At 70.9% G+C, this 18,179-nt stretch carries 16 protein-coding genes; 14 read left to right on the top strand and 2 right to left on the bottom strand.

From position 1 onward, the window contains the following. Positions 1-62 precede the first annotated feature (62 nt). The 6 genes from QM638_RS12015 (at position 63) to QM638_RS11990 (ending at position 5,539) form a co-directional block, all read left to right on the top strand. Positions 63-923 (top strand): ABC transporter permease, encoded by an 861-nt coding sequence (locus tag QM638_RS12015; RefSeq protein ID WP_415142210.1) that lies wholly within the window; start codon positions 63-65, stop codon positions 921-923. Further along, positions 923-1,663: an ATP-binding cassette domain-containing protein gene (locus tag QM638_RS12010; protein ID WP_415142209.1), complete on the top strand. Its 741-nt coding sequence runs from the start codon at positions 923-925 to the stop codon at positions 1,661-1,663. The genes QM638_RS12015 and QM638_RS12010 overlap by 1 nt, the downstream gene beginning before the upstream one ends. Then, positions 1,663-2,475, top strand: coding sequence for an ABC transporter ATP-binding protein (locus QM638_RS12005; RefSeq protein ID WP_415142208.1), 813 nt, complete (start codon positions 1,663-1,665; stop codon positions 2,473-2,475). The genes QM638_RS12010 and QM638_RS12005 overlap by 1 nt, the downstream gene beginning before the upstream one ends. Next, a complete protein-coding gene (locus QM638_RS12000; RefSeq protein ID WP_415142207.1) occupies positions 2,472-3,107 on the top strand; it encodes a TetR family transcriptional regulator C-terminal domain-containing protein in 636 nt (211 codons plus the stop codon). The genes QM638_RS12005 and QM638_RS12000 overlap by 4 nt, the downstream gene beginning before the upstream one ends. Before the next feature lie 66 nt (positions 3,108-3,173). Next, entirely contained in the window at positions 3,174-3,956 is a 783-nt protein-coding gene (gene ddaH, locus QM638_RS11995; RefSeq protein ID WP_415142206.1) for a dimethylargininase, read from the top strand. Continuing rightward, positions 3,953-5,539, top strand: a complete 1,587-nt coding sequence (locus tag QM638_RS11990; protein WP_415142205.1) for an amidohydrolase — start codon at positions 3,953-3,955, stop codon at positions 5,537-5,539. Before ddaH ends, QM638_RS11990 begins: the two co-directional genes overlap by 4 nt. A gap of 31 nt (positions 5,540-5,570) precedes the next feature. Here the strand turns inward: QM638_RS11990 and QM638_RS11985 are convergent, their stop codons facing one another. Continuing rightward, positions 5,571-7,166, bottom strand: a complete 1,596-nt coding sequence (locus QM638_RS11985) for an NAD-dependent succinate-semialdehyde dehydrogenase (protein WP_415142204.1) — start codon at positions 7,164-7,166, stop codon at positions 5,571-5,573. Continuing rightward, positions 7,163-8,527 (bottom strand): 4-aminobutyrate--2-oxoglutarate transaminase, encoded by a 1,365-nt coding sequence (gene gabT, locus QM638_RS11980; RefSeq protein ID WP_415142203.1) that lies wholly within the window; start codon positions 8,525-8,527, stop codon positions 7,163-7,165. The genes QM638_RS11985 and gabT overlap by 4 nt, the downstream gene beginning before the upstream one ends. Positions 8,528-8,598: 71 nt before the next feature. Between gabT and QM638_RS11975 the strand changes: the two genes are divergently transcribed. The 8 genes from QM638_RS11975 to QM638_RS11940 all read left to right on the top strand — a co-directional run bounded on the left by QM638_RS11975 (position 8,599) and on the right by QM638_RS11940 (position 18,007). Then, the gene (locus QM638_RS11975; RefSeq protein ID WP_415142202.1) at positions 8,599-9,492 is read left to right on the top strand and encodes a LysR family transcriptional regulator; all 894 of its coding nucleotides are present in this window, start codon (positions 8,599-8,601) and stop codon (positions 9,490-9,492) included. A 219-nt stretch (positions 9,493-9,711) separates the two neighbouring features. Further along, positions 9,712-11,736: a threonine--tRNA ligase gene (gene thrS / locus QM638_RS11970; protein ID WP_415142201.1), complete on the top strand. Its 2,025-nt coding sequence runs from the start codon at positions 9,712-9,714 to the stop codon at positions 11,734-11,736. Between the two features lie 214 nt (positions 11,737-11,950). Next, positions 11,951-12,976, top strand: a complete 1,026-nt coding sequence (locus QM638_RS11965; protein ID WP_415142200.1) for an AurF N-oxygenase family protein — start codon at positions 11,951-11,953, stop codon at positions 12,974-12,976. 27 nt (positions 12,977-13,003) lie between these two features. After that, positions 13,004-14,683, top strand: a complete 1,680-nt coding sequence (locus QM638_RS11960) for an FAD-dependent oxidoreductase (RefSeq protein ID WP_415142199.1) — start codon at positions 13,004-13,006, stop codon at positions 14,681-14,683. A 10-nt stretch (positions 14,684-14,693) separates the two neighbouring features. Next, entirely contained in the window at positions 14,694-15,224 is a 531-nt protein-coding gene (locus QM638_RS11955; protein ID WP_415142198.1) for an HIT family protein, read from the top strand. 12 nt (positions 15,225-15,236) lie between these two features. Next, complete coding sequence (pgsA, locus tag QM638_RS11950) at positions 15,237-15,860, top strand: phosphatidylinositol phosphate synthase (RefSeq protein ID WP_415142197.1); 624 nt, start codon at positions 15,237-15,239, stop codon at positions 15,858-15,860. Between the two features lie 84 nt (positions 15,861-15,944). Continuing rightward, on the top strand, positions 15,945-17,561 hold the full coding sequence (locus QM638_RS11945) for an MFS transporter (RefSeq protein ID WP_415142196.1): 1,617 nt from the start codon (positions 15,945-15,947) through the stop codon (positions 17,559-17,561). A 131-nt stretch (positions 17,562-17,692) separates the two neighbouring features. Beyond that, positions 17,693-18,007 carry a hypothetical protein gene (locus tag QM638_RS11940; protein ID WP_415142195.1) on the top strand — a complete coding sequence of 105 codons (315 nt, stop codon included), beginning with the start codon at positions 17,693-17,695 and terminating at the stop codon, positions 18,005-18,007. Positions 18,008-18,179 lie beyond the last annotated feature (172 nt).

Raw genomic sequence — 18,179 nt, 5'->3', positions numbered from 1 at the left:
GCGACCCATGACCTCAGGTCGCCGCGTCCGTACCGTTGCTTCTCCTCGACGGAGGCGGCGGCGTGAGTGCCCCGGTGGCACAGCCGGCCGCACCGGTGGTGACGCCCGGTCGGCGTGCCTCGGCACGGTCGGCGCGGATCAAGCTCGTCGCGGGGGCGAGCATCGTGGCGGCGTACGTTCTCGCGGCGCTGATCGCGCCCTGGATCGCGCCCGACGATCCGTTGCAGCAGCACATCGTCGACCTGCTGCACGGTCCGTCCTCGACGTATCTCCTCGGGACCGACGCGGTCGGGCGCGACGAGGTCAGCAGGCTGCTGTACGCCGCCCGTATCGACCTCCCCGTCGCCGCGCTGGTCACCGTGCTGCCCTGCGTCCTGGGCACCGCGCTCGGTGTGGTCTGCGGCTACGTCGGCGGTTGGCTCGACGCCGTGGTGATGCGGGTCAGCGATCTGTTGCAGGCGTTTCCGATGTACGTGCTGATGATCGTGCTGGTCTTCAGCCTGGGCCCGGGCGTCCGGTCGCTGCTGATCAGCTTCACGCTGGTCGGGTGGGTCGTCTACGCCCGGCTGGTGCGGATCGAGGTGCTCCGCATCCGCGAGTCCGAGTACGTCACCGCCGCCGTGACCGCCGGCTTCCGGACGCCGCGGATCATCCTGCGCCACGTGCTGCCGAACACGCTGCGCCAGACCGTGATCTACCTGACCTCGGACCTGGTCTTCGCGGTCACGGCACTGGCCGCCTTCTCCTTCCTGGGCTTCGGCATCCAGGAGCCGACACCGGAATGGGGCAACATGATCGCGGGAGCCGATCCGTACATGGCCCAGCACCCGCTGCTGACGATCGTGCCCGGCCTGGTGATCACGGTCCTCGCGCTCGGCTTCGCGTTGCTGGGCGACGGTCTCCAGGACAGGAAGGCCACGTGATGGTGCTCACCGTTCATCACCTGCGGCTCGAGGCCGAGGACGGGATGCCGCTCGTGCACGACCTCTCCTTCGAGCTCGCCCGCGGCGAGACGCTGGGCATCGTGGGGGAGTCGGGCAGCGGCAAGAGCCTGACGCTGCGCGCGGTCCTGGGCATCTTGCCGGAGTCGATCGGCCGCACCGGCGAGATCAGCTGCACGGGCCGCGCGGCGATGGTCTTCCAGGAGCCCGCGACCGCGCTCAACCCGACGATGCGGGTCGGCTCGTTCGTGGCCGACGTCTGGCGCCGGCACCACCGCGGCGAGAGCCGGTCCGTCGCGCGTACGGCGGCCGTCGAGCTGTTCGACCAGGTGGGCATCGCCGACCCCGAGCGCCGGCTCAGGGCATGGCCGCACGAGCTCTCCGGCGGCATGCGCCAGCGGGTGATGATCGCGGCGGCGCTGGCCTCGGCGCCGGAGATCCTGTTGTGCGACGAGCCGACGACGGCTCTCGACGTGCGCGTGCAGGCGCAGATCCTCGACCTGCTGCACGGGCTCGTCGCCGAGCGGGAGATGGCGATGGTCTTCGTCAGTCATGACCTCGCGGTCGTCTCCCGCGTCTGCGAGCGACTGCTCGTGATGCGTCGGGGCGAGCTCGTCGAGGCCGGCCCGCTGGCCGAGGTGGTCGCCGCCCCCGCGCAGGAATACACCCGTGAGCTGCTGGCGGCCAACCTCGCCCGCCGGCTGGCCGAAGGAGCCGCATGATGACCGACCTGCTCGAGATCGACCACGCATCGGTGCACTTCGGCAGGTCCGGAGCGCTTGCGCGGATGCTCGGTCGCGGCACGGCCCCGGTGATCGCCGTCGACGACGTGAGCCTCGGTGTCGCGGCCGGAACGGCCACCGGGATCGTCGGTGAGTCCGGGTCCGGCAAGTCGACCCTGATGCGCTCGGTGATGGGTCTCAACCAGCTGGCGTCCGGGGAGATCCGCTTCCGCGGTCGCGCGCTCGCACGCACCCGGGACCTGGCCACCCGACGCGCGATCCAGATGGTCTTCCAGGATCCCGGCACGACGCTTAACCCGGCCCGCACGGTGGGCTCGGTCCTCGAGGAGCTGCTCGCGGTGCACCGGGTCGTCCCGGCCTCGGAGGTGGACGCGCGGGTGGGCCACCTCCTCGACCTCGTGCATCTGCCCGCCTCGATCCGAGACGCCCGCCCGAAGCGGCTCTCCGGCGGCCAGAAGCAGCGCGTCGGCATCGCCCGGGCGCTCGCCCTGGAGCCGGACCTGCTCATCGCCGACGAGGCGACCAGTGCTCTCGACGTCGTCGTCCAGGCCTCCGTGCTGGACCTGCTCGCCGAGTTGCGCGCGACAACCGGGGTCACGCTGGTCTGCATCACCCACGATCTCGACCTCGTCCGGTACGTGTGCGACGACGCCGTCGTGATGCGACACGGCAAGGTGGTGGAGCAGGGTCCGGTGGAGACGGTCTTCGCCACCCCGTCGGATCCGTACACCGCCGAGCTGATCGCCGCCGCTCCGACCCTGGTCGGGGCCTCCGGAGAGGAACCCGCATGACGACCAAGAGACAGGCCCGCCGGGCCGAGATAGCCCGCGCCGCGGTGCGCCCGCTGAGCGCCGAGGGGGTGAACAACGTGCGCCTGGCCGACGTGGGGAAGAGCCTCGGCATGACCGGGGCGCACATCCTCTACTACTTCGAGAGCAAGAACGACCTGTTCATGGCCGCTCTCACCACGGTCGAGGAGGATCTGCGTGCCCGCGTCCAGGGGCGGTTCGAGGGCATGGAGTCCGCCCGCGAGCGTTGGGACTGGCTGCTGGAGACCGGCGCCCCGACCGGGCTCGACGACAGCGGACTGCTGCTGTGGCTGGAGGGCTGGGCCGGCGCCGTCCACCAGAAGGAGGTGCTCGAGCTCATCACCGAGCTCGAGGCGGCCTGGCAGCAGCTGCTCCGCGATGTCCTCTCCTACGCCGTCTCGCGCGGCGAGCTTCCGGCCGAGGTCGACATCGACCTCCTCGTCGAGGGCGTCTCCGCGCTGCTCGACGGCCTGACCATCCGGGTGGTCGTCGGCTACCGCCCGGTCGACCACGACCGCGCGATGGAGGTCGTGCGGATGTTCCTCGACCCCATCGTCCCGTGGCAGGACCCGCCGCGAGACCGGAGAGCGGGAGAGCAGTCGGAAGAGCAGTAAGGCCGACGCGACGCACGCCCCGCCGGAGAACCCACGACCACACCGAGATCCCACAGGAGAGATCCGATGAACGCCCACACCGCCCCGACGCCGCCGTACGTTCTCGTCCGCCCGCCGGCGGACACGCTGCAGGACGGCATCGTCACCTTCATCGAGGCCCAGCCGCTCGATGTCGACCTCGCGCGTCGCCAGTGGCGCGGATACGTCGACGCGCTCGAGGCGCACGGCTTCGCGACGGTGGAGGTCGGGGTCGACCACACCCTGCCGGACTCGGTCTTCATCGAGGATGCCGTGGTGATCTTCGGCGACCTCGCCGTGGTGACCAACCCGAAGGAGCCGGCACGCAACCCCGAGACCGTCGCGACCGAGAAGGTCGTGGTCGACCTCGGCCTCGAGACCGCGACCATCACCGAGGGCAACCTCGACGGCGGCGACGTGCTCAAGGTCGGCACCCGGGTGTACGTCGGCCTCACCGGCACCACCGATCTGCGGGCGGTCGCGCAGTTGCGCGACCTCCTCGAGCCGCGCGGGTGGACCGTGACCGCGGTGCCGGTCACCAAGGCCCTCCATCTCAAGAGCGCCATCACCGCCCTGCCCGACGGCACGATCATCGGCTTCGGCCCGGTCGTCGACGATCCGAGCATCTTCGAGCGCTACCTCGAGGTCCCCGAGGAGCCCGGCTGCCATGTCGTCGTGCTCGACGAGGAGACGGTGCTGATGAGCTCCGCCGCCCCGCGGACCGAGGCATTGCTGCGCGAGCGTGGTCTGGAGGTCGTCACCGTCGACATCTCCGAGTTCGAGAAGCTCGAGGGCTGCGTCACCTGCCTGAGCGTGCGGGTGCGCGGATGAGCACGCTCTACCGGGCCCGCCGGGTGCACACGCTGGACGGCACGGCGTCGAGCACCGACGCGGTGCTGGTCGAGGAGGGCCGGATCCTGGCCGTCGGCGAGGCGGACGACCTGTCCGCCGACCGGGTCGTCGACCTCGGCGAGGCGGTCATCACCCCGGGGCTCGTCGACGGCCACAGCCATCCGGTCTCCGGCATCGACCTGACCAGCGGCGTGGACCTCTCCGAGGCCTTGACGCTCGAGGCCGTGCGGGATCTCCTGGCACAGCAGCGCGACCGGCTGGCGCCGGGGGAGTGGCTCCGGGGCTGGGGGCTGAACCCTCGCGTCTTCGCCACGCTCGGGCCCTCCGCCGCCGCGCTGGGTCCGGCGTTCGCCGGGGTCCCCGGCTACGTGCAGGTCTACGACGCGCACGCCGCGGTCGCCTCCGTCGAGGCGCTCGCCCTGGCCGGGGTGGACGGTCCGGTGAGGTTCGCCTCCCGCTCCCGCGTCGACGTCGACGCCGACGGCGTCCCCACCGGATACCTCGTCGAGTCCGACGCCTGCGAGCTCGTCGAGCGGGTCATCCCGCCGCTCTCCCTCGCCGAGCGGGCCGATCGGCTCCGGTCCCTGCTCGCGGGCATGGCTGCCACCGGCTACACCGGTCTGCACGCGATGGACTTCCACGACCCGGCGCGGGAGCTGGTCACCCTGCTCGAGCAGGACCACCAGCTCCCGCTGCGTCTGGGCTTCAACCCGATGCTGATGCCGGAGGACGTGGGCCCCGAGCACGTGCTGGCGCTGCAGGGCGCCGGCGGGCGGCGTTGGCGTGTCGAGGGGGTGAAGCTGATGGTCGACGGCACCATCGACCACGGCACCGGCTGGCTGGAGTACGCCGACACCCGCGGCGAGGGCCTCGACCCGCTCTGGCGTGACTTCGACCGGTTCACCGCGGCGGTGACCACGCTGCACCGCGCCGGCGTCAACTGCGCCGTGCACGCGATCGGCGATCGCGGCGTCCGGCAGGTGCTGGAGCTCTTCGTGGCACTGCGCGCCGAGTACGGGGCGCTGGCCCAGCACAGGATCGAACACATCGAGACGATCCCCGACGACCTGGCGGCGCTCTTCGGCACCCGCGCGGCGGCCGCGAGCATGCAGCCGCTGCACTGCACGTGCTTCAACCAGGCCGACCGCTCCGACTCCTGGTCGCAGCGCCTGGGCGACGTCCGGGTCGACCACGGCTTCCGCTGGCATGACATCCGTTCCGCCGGTGGCGTGGTCGCGCTCGGGTCGGACTGGCCGATCGCGCCGTACGACCCGCGCTGGATCATGGCCGACGCGCAGCTGCGCCGTCGGTTCGACCGTCCCGGCACCGAACCGCTCCAGCCGCACCAGGCGTTGTCGGCGCGCGAGGCGCTGGAGGGCTTCACCGTGCAGGCGGCGCTGGCCTCCGGCGAAGCGGGTCACCGCGGGCGCATCGCGCCGGGCTACGACGCCGACCTCACCGTGTTCGCCGAGGACCCGTTGGACCTGGCGCCGGAGGAGCTCGGCCGCATCGAGGTGATCGGCACCATCGTCGCCGGCGAGCAGGTCGTCGGCGAGGGGTGAGGAGCGACCGGCTGCTCGCCGGACGTCGCCCTCAGCTCCGGTCGCTCAGCTCGATGCTGAGGTACTGCGTCTCGAGGTACTCCTCCAGGCCGGCACGGGCCCCCTCGCGTCCGATGCCGCTCTGCTTCACCCCGCCGAACGGGGCGGCCGGGTCGGAGACCAGGCCGCGATTGACGCCGACCATGCCGGCCTCGATCCGCTCGGCCAACCGCAGCGCCTCGCCGAGCTCGGCGTAGACATAGGCGGCCAGCCCGAACTCGGTGTCGTTGACCATGGCGAGCAGCTCCTCGTCCGCGCGCCAGGTGACGATGGGCGCGATCGGACCGAAGATCTCCTCGCGCACCAGCGCGGAGTCGGCCGGTACGCCGCTGACCACCGTCGGTGGGAAGAAGTAGCCGTCGCCGTCCGGGACCGGCGCCTGGTGGGTGATGGTCGCACCCGCGGCGGTCGCCTCGGCGAGGAGCCGGCCCACACCGTCCAGCGCCTTGCCGGAGATGAGCGGACCGATGTCGCTGCCGGCCGCGGCCGGGCCCACCCGCAGCGCCTCCACCCGCGCACCCAGTCGGGCGGTGAACTCCGCGGCCACGTCGGCGTGGACGTAGAACCGGTTGGCCGCGGTGCAGGCCTGCCCGCCGTTGCGGAACTTGGCGACCATCGCGCCGTCCACGGCGGCGTCGAGATCGGCGCTCGCGGTGACGACGAACGGCGCGTTGCCGCCGAGCTCCATCGAGGTGTTGATCACCCGGTCGGCGGCCTGCCGCAGCAGCGTCCGGCCGACCCCGGTGGATCCGGTGAAGGAGATCTTGCGGACCCGGGGGTCGGTGAGCCAGGCGGTCACGATCCCGGCCGCGTCGGTGCCCGGCACGATGTTCACCACCGCGTCCGGCACCCCGGCCTCCGCGATCAGCCGTCCGATGGCGAGCGCGGTGAGCGGCGTCTCCGCGGCCGGCTTGAGGACGACCGTGCAGCCGGCGGCCAGGGCGGGCGCGATCTTCCGGGTGGCCATCGCCGCCGGGAAGTTCCACGGCGTGACCAGCGCGGCCACGCCGACCGGGCGGTGGGTGACGACGGTCCGGGTGCCGCCGGCCGGTGAGATGCCGTAGTCGCCGTGCGGGCGGACGGCCTCCTCGGCGTACCACCGGAAGAACTCGGCCGCGTAGCCGACCTCGCTGCGCGCATCCGCGAGCGACTTGCCGTTCTCCAGGGCGATCACGGCGGCGAGCCGATCGGCGTCGCGCAGCATCAGGTCGCGGACCCGGCCGAGGAGATCGCCGCGGGTACGGGGCGGTACGGCGGCCCAGGCCGGCAGTCGCTCGGCGGCGGCGTCGACCGCCGCGATCGCGTCCGTCGGGTCGCCGTCGGCCACCTCGGCGAGCACGGCCCGGGTGGCCGGATCCTCGACCGCGAAGAGGCCCGCCGAGCCGGGCCGCCACAGCCCGCCGACGAGCACGCCGTTCGCCGGGTCGAGCGCGTCCAGACAGTCACGACAGTCACGACCGTCACGACCGTCACGACCGTCACGACCGTCACGACCGTCACGCGCGGAGGAGTCGGGCCGGCTCGGGTCGCCGGTGGACGGGTCCTCGGCCGGGCCGTCAGCGGCCGCGCCGTCGACGAGCAGGGTCATCGGGTGGCCGCCAGACCGGCGGCGACGATGTCGAGCCCCTCGGTCAGCAGCTCGTCGGAGATGCTGAGCGGGGGCAGGAACCGGATCACGTTGCCCCAGGTCCCGCAGGTCAGCGTGATCACGCCCTCGGCGTGAGCGTGTGCGGCGACCGCCTTGGCCAGCGCGGCATCGGGATCGCCGGTGGTCGGGTCGACGAACTCGGCGGCGACCATCGCGCCGCGGCCGCGGACGTCGCCGATCCGCGGGTCGCCCGCCTGGAGGTCGCGCAGTCGACCCAGCAGGATCTCCTCGATCCGGCGGGCGCGGGCGAGCAGGTCGTCGGCCTCGATGGTCTCGATCACTGCCAGCGCGGCCGCACAGGCCAGTGGGTTGCCGCCGTACGTGCCGCCCAGGCCGCCCGCGTGCACCGCGTCCATGACCTCGGCGCGGCCGGTGACCGCCGAGAGCGGCAGCCCGCCGGCGATGCCCTTGGCACTGACCACCAGGTCGGGGACGACGCCCTCGTGCTCGACCGCGAACCAGGTCCCGGTGCGACCGAAGCCGGACTGGACCTCGTCGGCGATGAAGAGCACGCCGTGGGACCGGCACCACTCCGCGAGCCCGGCCAGGAAGCCCGGTGCCGGCACCACGAAGCCGCCCTCGCCCTGGATCGGCTCGATCACGATCGCGGCCAGGTTGTCGGCACCGACCTGGACCTCGATCTGGTCGATCGCGCGCTTGGCGGCGAGCTTGCCGTCCATCGCCGGGTCGTCCCGGAACGGGTAGGACATCGGGGCGCGGTAGACCTCGCCGGCGAACGGGCCGAAGCCGTGCTTGTAGGGCATGTTCTTGGCGGTCATCGCCATCGTCAGGTTCGTCCGGCCGTGATAGGCGTGGTCGAAGACCACCACCGCGTCCCTGCCGGTGTAGGTCCGGGCGATCTTGACCGCGTTCTCCACTGCCTCCGCCCCGGAGTTGAACAGCGCCGAGCGCTTCTCGAACTCGCCCGGGGTCAGTCGGGACAGCTGCTCGGCCACGGCGACGTACCCCTCGTACGGCGTCACCATGAAGCAGGTGTGGGTGAACGCCGCCACCTGAGTGGCGACCGCGGCGACCACCCGCGGGTCGCTGTTGCCCACGGTGGTCACCGCGATGCCGGAGCCGAGGTCGATCAGCCGGTTGCCGTCGACGTCCTCCACGATGCCACCGGCGGCCCGAGTGGCGAAGACGGGCATGGTGGTCGAGACGCCGACGCTCACCGCTGCCTGCTTGCGGCTCATCAGTTCCCTCGACACCGGGCCGGGGATGGCGCTCGCCAGGTGCCGGGTCTGCTCCAACCGAGGCGCGGGGGTGGATGCCGGGGACTCTTCGGGGGAGGTCATGGCGTCAGTCTGACGCGGATCGACCCATGCTGTCTAAGGGCAATGGGGCACTACGCTCATGCCTTGTGAGCATGGACTTGCGTCTTCTCCGCTACTTCGTGACCACCGTCGAGGAGGGCTCGGCGACGCGCGCGGCCCAGGTGCTGCACGTCACCCAGCCGGTGCTCTCGCGTCAGCTGCGCGAGCTCGAGCGTCGGCTCGGCCTGCGGCTCTTCGAGCGCGAGGGCCGCCGGTTGCGGCTGACCCGTGCGGGCGAGGACTTCCACCAGCGGGCGGGCGAGCTGCTGCGCCACGCCGACCGGGTCGAGCGGGTCACCCGCGCCTCGGCCTCCGGCGCCCTCGAACAGCTGCACCTCGCGGTGCCGACGACCACGCTGACCGACGTGCTCGCACCGTTCATCGCGACCCTGGATCCCGCCGATCCGGTGCCGATCCTGCGCGGGCTGGACCCGCGCGGATCACTGGCCGCGATCCGCTCGGGCGCCGACCTGGTGGTCGTCCATCGGCCCCCGGCCCGTTCGCTCGCCGTGCGACCGCTGGCGGTTCTGCCGGTCTTCGCCTACGTGCGACCCGACGACCGATGGGCCACCAGGGACTCGATCGGCCTCGCCGAGCTCGTCACGCGTCCGCTCGTCGTGATGACCGAGGAGTTCCGGCCCCGGATGCTGCTCGAGGCGGCGCTGGACGCCGCCGGCGTCGCCTACGGCGAGATCCTGGAGTGCACCAACGCCCAGGTCGCGCAGGCCCTGGCCGCGGCCGGCCGCGGGGTCGCGGTGGTCTCCGACGACTCCCGCTTCGACCTGGTGCCGTTGCGCATCGACGCGCCGGCCGGTCCGATCCTGATCCGGCTCTACGCGGCCTGGGACCCGCACCATCACGCGGCCGCCGCGCTGGCCGCGTTCGCCGACCGGCTCGCCGCCTTCTGCGTGGCCCGGTACGGCGACCAGGTGGCGCCGGCGGGGTGAGCTCGGGCTGGCCTGGCGAGTCGCGCGCGTTCGTCTAGGTATGCAGCCGAATGACCACATCCCTCGCGGAACTCCACCGGGGATGTGCCCATTGACCTGCATACCTAGACGAACGCGCAGGGGTGTGCGCCGGATACTGATGTGCGCCGGGCCGCGCGGCGCCGATACCCTCGAGGTCGGCGCCGGCCTGCGGCGCCGTCATCATCAGGAGGAGCCATCGTGTCCGAATTGAAGGTCGTCGTACTCGCCGCCGGGGAGCGGACGGAGCGGACGGTCACCACGGGCACCAGGGCCTGGGAGCTGTTCACCGACCAGCCCGACGTCATCGCGGCGCGGGTCTCGACGGACTCGACCAACGGATCGTCGCCCCAGGGCGTCGGCTCGTCGCTCAAGGACCTCTCCTACCAGCTCGCCGAGGGTGATCTCGTCGAAGGCGTGGCGATCGACAGCAAGGATGGTCGCGACATCCTGCGGCACTCCACCGCGCACGTGCTGGCGCAGGCGGTGCAGGACCTCTTCCCGGAGGCGAAGCTCGGCATCGGCCCGCCGATCACCGACGGCTTCTACTACGACTTCGACGTCGAGACGCCGTTCGTGCCGGAGGATCTGGCCAGGATCGAGACCCGGATGCGCAAGATCATCAAGGAGAACCAGCGGTTCTCCCGCCGAGTGGTCTCCGACCACGACGCCATCGCCGAGCTCGCCGCGGAGCCGTACAAGATCGAGCTGATCGGACTCAAGGGGTCCGGCCACGCCGAGGGTGCCGCCGAGGGCGCGGACGTCGAGGTGGGCGCCGGCGAGCTGACCATCTACGACAACCTCGACCGCCGCGGCGAGATCGCCTGGAAGGACCTGTGTCGCGGGCCGCACCTGCCCACCACCAAGCGGATCCCGGCCTTCAAGCTGACGCGGTCGGCGGCGGCGTACTGGCGCGGGGATGAGAAGAACAAGCAGCTGCAACGCATCTACGGCACCGCCTGGGAGTCCAAGGAGGCGCTGGCGGAGCATCTGCACCGGCTCGAGGAGGCGGAGCGGCGCGACCACCGCAAGCTCGGTCGTGAGCTCGACCTGTTCTCCTTCCCGGACGAGCTCGGCTCCGGCCTGCCCGTCTTCCACCCCAAGGGCGGCGTCATCAAACGAGAGATGGAGGACTACGTGCGCCGCCGGCACATCGAGGAGGGCTTCTCCTATGTCGGCACCCCGCACATCTCCAAGGACGGCCTCTTCCACACCTCGGGCCACCTGCCGTACTACGCCGACACCATGTTCCCGCCGATGGAGCTGGAGGGCAGCAGGTACCGGCTCAAGGCGATGAGCTGTCCGATGCACAACCTGATCTACCAGGCCAAGGGTCGCTCCTACCGTGAGCTGCCGCTGCGGCTGTTCGAGTTCGGCACCGTCTACCGCTACGAGAAGTCCGGAGTCGTGCATGGGCTGACCCGGGTGCGCGGGCTGACCCAGGACGACTCGCACTCCTACGTCACCCGCGAGCAGGCGCCGGCCGAGATCAGGCATCTGCTCGACTTCGTCCTCGGCGTGCTCAAGGACTTCGGCCTCGACGACTTCTACCTCGAGCTGTCCACCCGGGACGCCGACAACGAGAAGTTCATCGGCTCCGACGAGCAGTGGGAGACCGCCACCGCCATCCTGGAGGAGGTCGCCACCGCCTCCGGGCTCGAGCTGGTCCCGGACCCGGGCGGCGCCGCCTTCTACGGGCCGAAGATCTCGGTCCAGGCCCGCGACGCCATCGGCCGCACCTGGCAGATGTCGACCATCCAGTACGACTTCAACCAGCCGGCCCGCTTCGGTCTGCAGTACCAGGCGGCCGACGGCTCCCGTCAGGAGCCGGTGATGATCCACTCGGCGAAGTTCGGCTCCATCGAGCGGTTCCTCGGCGTCCTGGTCGAGCACTACGCCGGTGCCTTCCCGCCATGGCTGGCGCCGGTCCAGGTGCAGGCCATCCCGGTGGCCGAGGCGTTCATCGACTATCTGTACGACGTGGCCGACCAGCTCAAGCGGGCGGGGATCCGGGTCGAGGTGGACGACTCCGACGACCGGATGCAGAAGAAGATCCGCAACGCCCAGCTGGCCAAGGTGCCGTTCATGCTCATCGCCGGTGCGGACGACGTCGAGAAGGGCGCGGTCTCCTTCCGCTACCGCGACGGCCACCAGGAGAACGGAGTCCCGGTCGCCGACGCCATCGCGCGGGTGGTGGAGGCGGTCGCCTCGCACGCGCAGGTCTGAGTCCTGCCGGTCTGGGCACGTTCTGAGAGGTCGGTCGAGAGGCCACCCCGCGAGCCCCCGAGGAGCGTCTCCTCGGGGCTCGCGCGTCGCTGGCCGGCGTACGGCGCCCGGGCCGGATGAGATGAGTGCGACATGCGTCCCGCTAACGCTTGTATCCGCGACACGTGTCGCAGTAACCTGCCGGTATCCAACCGATCAGCAAGGACGGTGCGCCATGACGATCCTCGAGCAGCGCGAGCACGACCACGACCGGTCCACGACCGAGGAGTCCGCGAACGAGCGGGACAGCCGGCGGCAGGCCTATCACGACGCACTGCGCACGCTGTCGCAGGCGTCGGTCGACCAGCACTTCGACGCCTTCAAGGACGTGGACTGGGACGACCCCGAGATGGCGGTCGTGGCGAACGACGAGCGCTGGATCCTGCCCACCATCGATGAGGTCGGCGCGCATCCGTGGTACCAGACGCTGTCCAAGGAGCGCCAGATCGAGATCGGGATGTACCGCTGGGCGCAGATCGCCAAGGTGGGACTGCAGTTCGAGCAACTGCTGATCGGCGGCGTGATGAACCATCTGATGTGGGCTGAGAACGACAACCCGGAGTTCCGCTACGCCACCCACGAGGTGACCGAGGAGACGCACCACACCCAGATGTTCCAGGAGTTCACCAATCGGGTGTGCCCGGACGCCGTCGGCGCCTCCCCGAAGTTCAAGCGGCTGGTGCCGCTGCTGGCCTCGGCCGGTGCGTGGTTCCCGGAGGCGTTCTTCACCGGCATCCTGGCCGGTGAGGAGCCGATCGACCACCTGCAGAAGGCGACCTTGCGCAGCGGCGGGATGCACCCGCTGGCGAACCGGATCATGCAGATCCACATCGCCGAGGAGGCCCGGCACATCGGGTTCGCCCACCAGTATCTCGAGCAGCATGTCCCCGAGCTCGGGCCGGTCAAGCGTCGTCTGCTCGCGATGCTGTTCCCGGTGATCATGCGGGCACTGTGCGACGTCATCATGGTGCCCTGCAAGCAGGCCCGCGAGGACATGGGCATCCCCGACGAGGTGGCCCGCGAGATCTGGTGGGACTCGGCGGAGTCCACCAAGCTGCTGCGCGACCTCTTCGCCGACGTACGGATGCTGGCGGACCGGCTGGAGATCCGGACCGGACCGGCCCGCTGGGTGTGGCGTCGGATGGGCATCGACGGTCGGGCCGCGCGGTTCCGCAGCGAGCCGGCGCACGCGGCCTCCTGAGGCCGGCGAGACGATCGGGCCGGTCGAGTGCCACACGTCGTCACCCAGTCGTGCTGTGCCGACGCCTCCTGCGTCGTCGCCTGCCCGGTCAACTGCATCCACCCGGCTCCCGGTGAGCCCGGCTTCGCGACGGCGGAGATGGTGTACGTCGACGCCTCGAGCTGTGTCGACTGCGGCGCCTGTGTCACGGCCTGCCCGGCCGGGGCGATCGTGCCGCACACCAGGCTGGAGCCGGCCCAGCTGCCGTTCCTCGGGCTCAACGCCGAGTACTACCAGGTGTTCCCGCATGCCGACCGTACGCCGCTCGCGCTGGTGCCCGAGCAGCGCCGGCTGCGGCGTCGCGGTCCGTTCCGGGTCGCGATCGTCGGGGCCGGCCCGGCCGGGATGTACGCGGCCGACGAGCTGCTCAAGCATCCCGAGATCGGTGTCGACGTCTACGACCGGCTGCCCACGCCGTACGGGCTGGTGCGCGCCGGGGTGGCGCCCGATCATCGACACACCCGGGAGGTGGAGCGTCTCTTCTCCCAGATCGAGCAGGAGCGCGGGTTCCGCTACTTCCTGGACGTCGAGATCGGCAAGCACCTCTCCCACGCGGAGCTGGCGATGCGCTACGACGCGGTCCTCTACACCGTCGGTGCGGCCAGCGACAAGCCGCTCTCCGTGCCCGGGGACACCCTGGCTGGCTCGCTGTCGGCGACCGACGTGGTCGGCTGGTACAACGGCCACCCGGACAAGCAGGAGACGCCGGTGCGGCTGGACGCGGACGCGTGCGGATCGGGGCGGGCGGTCATCGTCGGCAACGGCAACGTCGCCCTCGACTGTGCCCGACTGCTCTGCCTCGACCCCGAGTCGCTGGCATCCACCGACATCGCCGATCCGGCGCTCGAGGTGCTGCGCGGCAGCGCCGTACGCGAGGTGGTGGTGCTGGGCCGGCGCGGGCCGGCGGAGGCGGCGTTCACCGTGCCCGAGCTGCTCGGCCTGGCCGGCCACCCGGGCCTCAACGTGGTCGCGGACCTCGGCGGACTGCGTGCCGAGGAGGTGTTCGCCGCCGACGGACCGGGTGGGCCGACCACGAAGAGCCGCATCCTGCGGGAGCTGGTCGACCGCGTCCCGGAGCCGGGCAAGCGAACGATCGTGCTGCGCTTCGCCGCCTCCCCGGTGCGCATCGTGGGGGAGGAGCGCGTCACCGGCGTCAAGGTCGGTCGCAACCGGCTGGAGACCACCGCGGCCGGGACGGTGCGTGCGGTGCCGACCGGCCGGACCGAGCTGATCGAGGCCGGCCTGGTGCTGCGCGCGGTGGGCTATCGCGGACTGCCGGTGGCCGATCTGCCCTATGACGCGGACACCGGGACCGTGACCAACCGGGCCGGCCGGGTGCGCTCCGGGGTGTACGTCGCCGGTTGGGTCAAGCGCGGACCGACCGGCTTCATCGGGACCAACAAGACCGATGCCCAGGAGACCGTCGAGGCGATCCTGGACGACCTCGACACGGGCCTGTGTCCGGTGCCGACCGGCACCGCCGAGGAGACCGCGGCGGTGGTGCGGCGACGGCAGCCCGGGGTGGTGGACCGGGAGGGCTGGCGTGCCATCGACGCCGAGGAGCGCCGCCGTGGTGCCGCCGCGGGCCGGCCCCGGGTCAAGATCACCGACCTGTCCGAGCTGCGCCGGATCGCGGCCCGAGCCACCGCCGGGACCCGGGCTCGTTAGGGTTCGGGGTGTGACCGAGCCCAGCGACCGGCCCAGCCAGCCCGATCCCGACGGCCTCGAACGGCTGTGGACGCCGTACCGGATGGCGTACGTGCGCGCGATGGTCGACGACGACGGCTGCCCGTTCTGCGCGATCCCGGCGATGACGGGGGAGGACTCGCTGGTGGTCGCCCGCGGAAGCGCGGCGTACGTCGTGCTCAACCTGCATCCCTACAACCCCGGACACCTGATGGTGGTGCCGTATCGCCACGTGGCGGATCTGGAGGAGCTCACCGCGGAGGAGTCGGGGGAGCTGATGGCGTTGACCCAACAGGCCATCCGGGTGATCCGCGAGGTCAGCAACCCGCACGCCTTCAACGTGGGTCTCAACCTGGGCGGCTCGGCGGGCGGCTCACTCGCCGACCACCTCCATCAGCACGTGGTGCCGCGGTGGTCGGGGGACGCCAATTTCATCACCGTGATCGGTGACACCAAGGTGTTGCCCCAGCTCCTCGCCGAGACCCGGCGGTTGCTCGCCGACGCCTGGCCGACCGGACGGTAACCTGCTGCCGCCATGCTTGAAAGATTCCGCGCCTTCTGGACGAAGGTCATCTCGCCCGTCGCCCACCTGCTGATCCGGCTCGGCGTCAGTGCCGACGCCGTCACGCTGGTCGGCACCGTCGGCGTCTGCGTGGGGGCGCTCGCCTTCTACCCCCAGGGCCACCGGCTCGGCGGGACGATCTTCATCACCTGCTTCGTCTTCAGCGACCTGATCGACGGCTACATGTCCCGGCTGACCGGGACGACCAGCAAGTTCGGGGCGTTCCTCGACTCGACGCTCGATCGGATCGGCGACGGCGCCATCTTCGGCGGACTGGCGCTCTACTTCGCCGGGCCCGGCGAGAGCCGGCTCTATCTGTGGCTGGCCCTCATCTGTCTGGTGATGGGCTCGGTCACCTCCTACGCCAGGGCGCGTGCCGAGGCGTTGGGCTTCCAGGCCAAGGTCGGCATCGCGGAGCGCTCCGACCGGCTCGTCTCCATCCTGGTGATGACCGGCTTCGCCGGCATCTTCGACGTCGACTGGCTGATCTATCTCACGCTGTGGGCGCTGGCGGTGGCCTCGACCATCACCGTCGGGCAGCGGATCTGGGTGGTGCGCAGGCAGGCGCTCGCCGAGGGGACGCCGGCGTCGTCGTGACCGACCTGTGAGTTCGGGATGTGTTTCCGGATGCATAGACAGGAAACCTGTACAGTCCGATTTCCCGGTGGTTGACTGCACGCCATGAGTGACTCCGCAACGGCCGCCGTCCCGGCGGCACGATCGACCCTGACCAAAGGAACCCTGGCGGCGGCGGTGTTCGCCTGCTTCGTCGCCCAGATCGGGGTCAGCATCCCGGCGACCATCAACGGGTACATCAATCTCGACCTGAGCACCAGCTCGACCCAGCTGACCTGGGTCTCGGACGCCTTCATGGTGCCGGTCACCCTGTTCGAGCTCTCCTTCGGCGTGCTCGGCGACCTGTTCGGGCGCAAGCGCCTGTTGGCCATCGGCGCCGGCCTGATGATGGTCGGCGGCATCCTCGGCTTCCTCACCCCGTCGGGCGGGATCGGCGTGCTGCTGGTCGCCCAGGTGCTCGCCGGACTCGGGGCGGCGGCGATCTTCCCGACCTCGATCGCGATGCTGGCGGCCGGCACCCACACCGTCGCGGAGCGGGCGCACGCGCTGTCGCTGTGGGCGGCGGCGTTGACCACCGGCGGCTTCATGTCGCCGGTGCTCGGCGGGCTGCTGACCCGCATCCACCACTCCGGCGGTGATTACTCCAGCTGGCGCTACTCCTTCGTCGCGATGGCGATCCTCGCGCTGGTCAGCGTGGTGGTCACCGCGTGGAAGTCGGAGAACTCCTCCGCGCCCGAGGGCCGGTCGCTCGACTGGCCCGGCCAGATCACGGTCGCCGTCGCGCTGTTCTGTCTGATGTACGGCGTGATCCAGGGCGCCGAGGATGGCTGGGGCAGCGGGATCGTGATCGGCAGCTTCGTGCTGGCGGTCGTCTTCCTGGTCGCGTTCGTGATGATCGAGCTCCGGGTGGATCGGCCGTTGATCCAGCTGGAGCTCTTCGCCAACCGGGTCTTCGCGGTGTCCGCGGTGGTCACGGTGCTGGCCATGTTCGCCTACCTCGGCACGGCGTACGCGACCAGCCTCCGGATGGAGAGCATCCAGCTCTACTCGCCGCTGACCACCTCGGTGGCCTTCATCGCATTGAACATCGCCGGCGCCATCCTCTTCCCGGTCAGCACGAAGATGCTGGAGCGGTTCAACCCGGGCTGGGTGCTCGCCGTCGGTGCCGCCATGATCGGCATCGGCGACATCGTGATCGCGGCGATCCCGGCGACGAACATGGCATGGGGTCTCATCCTGGCCCCGTTGTTCGTGGTCGGTGCCGGCTTCAAGGTCGCGGTCACCGCCATCACCGTGGTGGCGGTCAACAGCGTGCCGACGCAGAAGGCCGGCATGGCCAGCGGCGCCACCAGCATGCTGCGCGACTTCGGCCTGAGCCTCGGTCCGGCGATCGTCGGCGCGATCGCGCTGACCACGGCGGCGAACGCGATCGCGGACAAGCTCACCACGGCGTCGGTGGCCGCCGAGCTGGCCAAGCTGCCGGCGGCCGCGCAGGCCGAGATCCATGCCAGCCCACTGGCGGCTCGAGCGATCACCAGCAGCTCCTCGGGTGACCTCAGCGATGCGGTGCTGCATGCCCTCTCCCACGGCTACGGACTCGGCTTCCTGGTCTGTGGCATCGCCGCGCTGGCCGCGGCGGTGATCGCGGCGGTGTTCATCGGCGGTCACACCCACCGCGACGCCTTCCTCGAGGAGTCCGAGCCGGAGCCGGCCGCCGCCTGAGCCCGGCCGGTCGAGCCGGATTCCAGCGCTGCCCGGCCCGCCTGGAGCGGGTCGGGCAGCATCGCGTGAGTCGTCATGTCGCGCGACTGACCCTCGGCTCTCGAGCGACGTTGGTCCGGCACAAGGGGCACGTGACGATCGTCAAGGCCAACGGCAAGAAGCGCCAGCGTCTCCCACATCAGGTGCGGAAGAAGAAGCGTCTGGCGACGCTCACCTACAAGATCATCGACCGGCATCACGCTCGGGTCACGATGCGCGTGGTGAAGGCGCGACCGATGTACATGTGGGGCTGGCTCAAATGCACGCTAGGAACTGTCGGTGCGACGCTCACCGGCGCCTTGGGTGGTGCCGCGATCGGAGCCGGTGAGACTCCGATCGGCGTCGGAGCCGGCGCTATCTGGCTCGGAACAAGTGGTGCGATGGCCGGTGCAGCGGCGTCCTGTTAAGGGGGTGGATCTGAGATGCCTGAGAAACGCATGACGACGGAGCCCGTGCCTAGGTGGGCGCTCGTCGCGCCCTTCGCGGGTGCCGGACTCTGGTTGGCGGTTCAACTGCTGATCGGCATTTCGCTTGGCAGGGCTCTGACCTCTCCGCTCTTTTTCTTCTCCCTCGTCATCG

The organism is Nocardioides sp. (assembly GCF_047606145.1).
Classification (GTDB): Bacteria; Actinomycetota; Actinomycetes; order Propionibacteriales; family Nocardioidaceae; genus Nocardioides.
The sequence above is the reverse complement of the archived record's forward strand: the minus strand, read 5'-3'. Positions and strand labels throughout refer to the sequence as shown.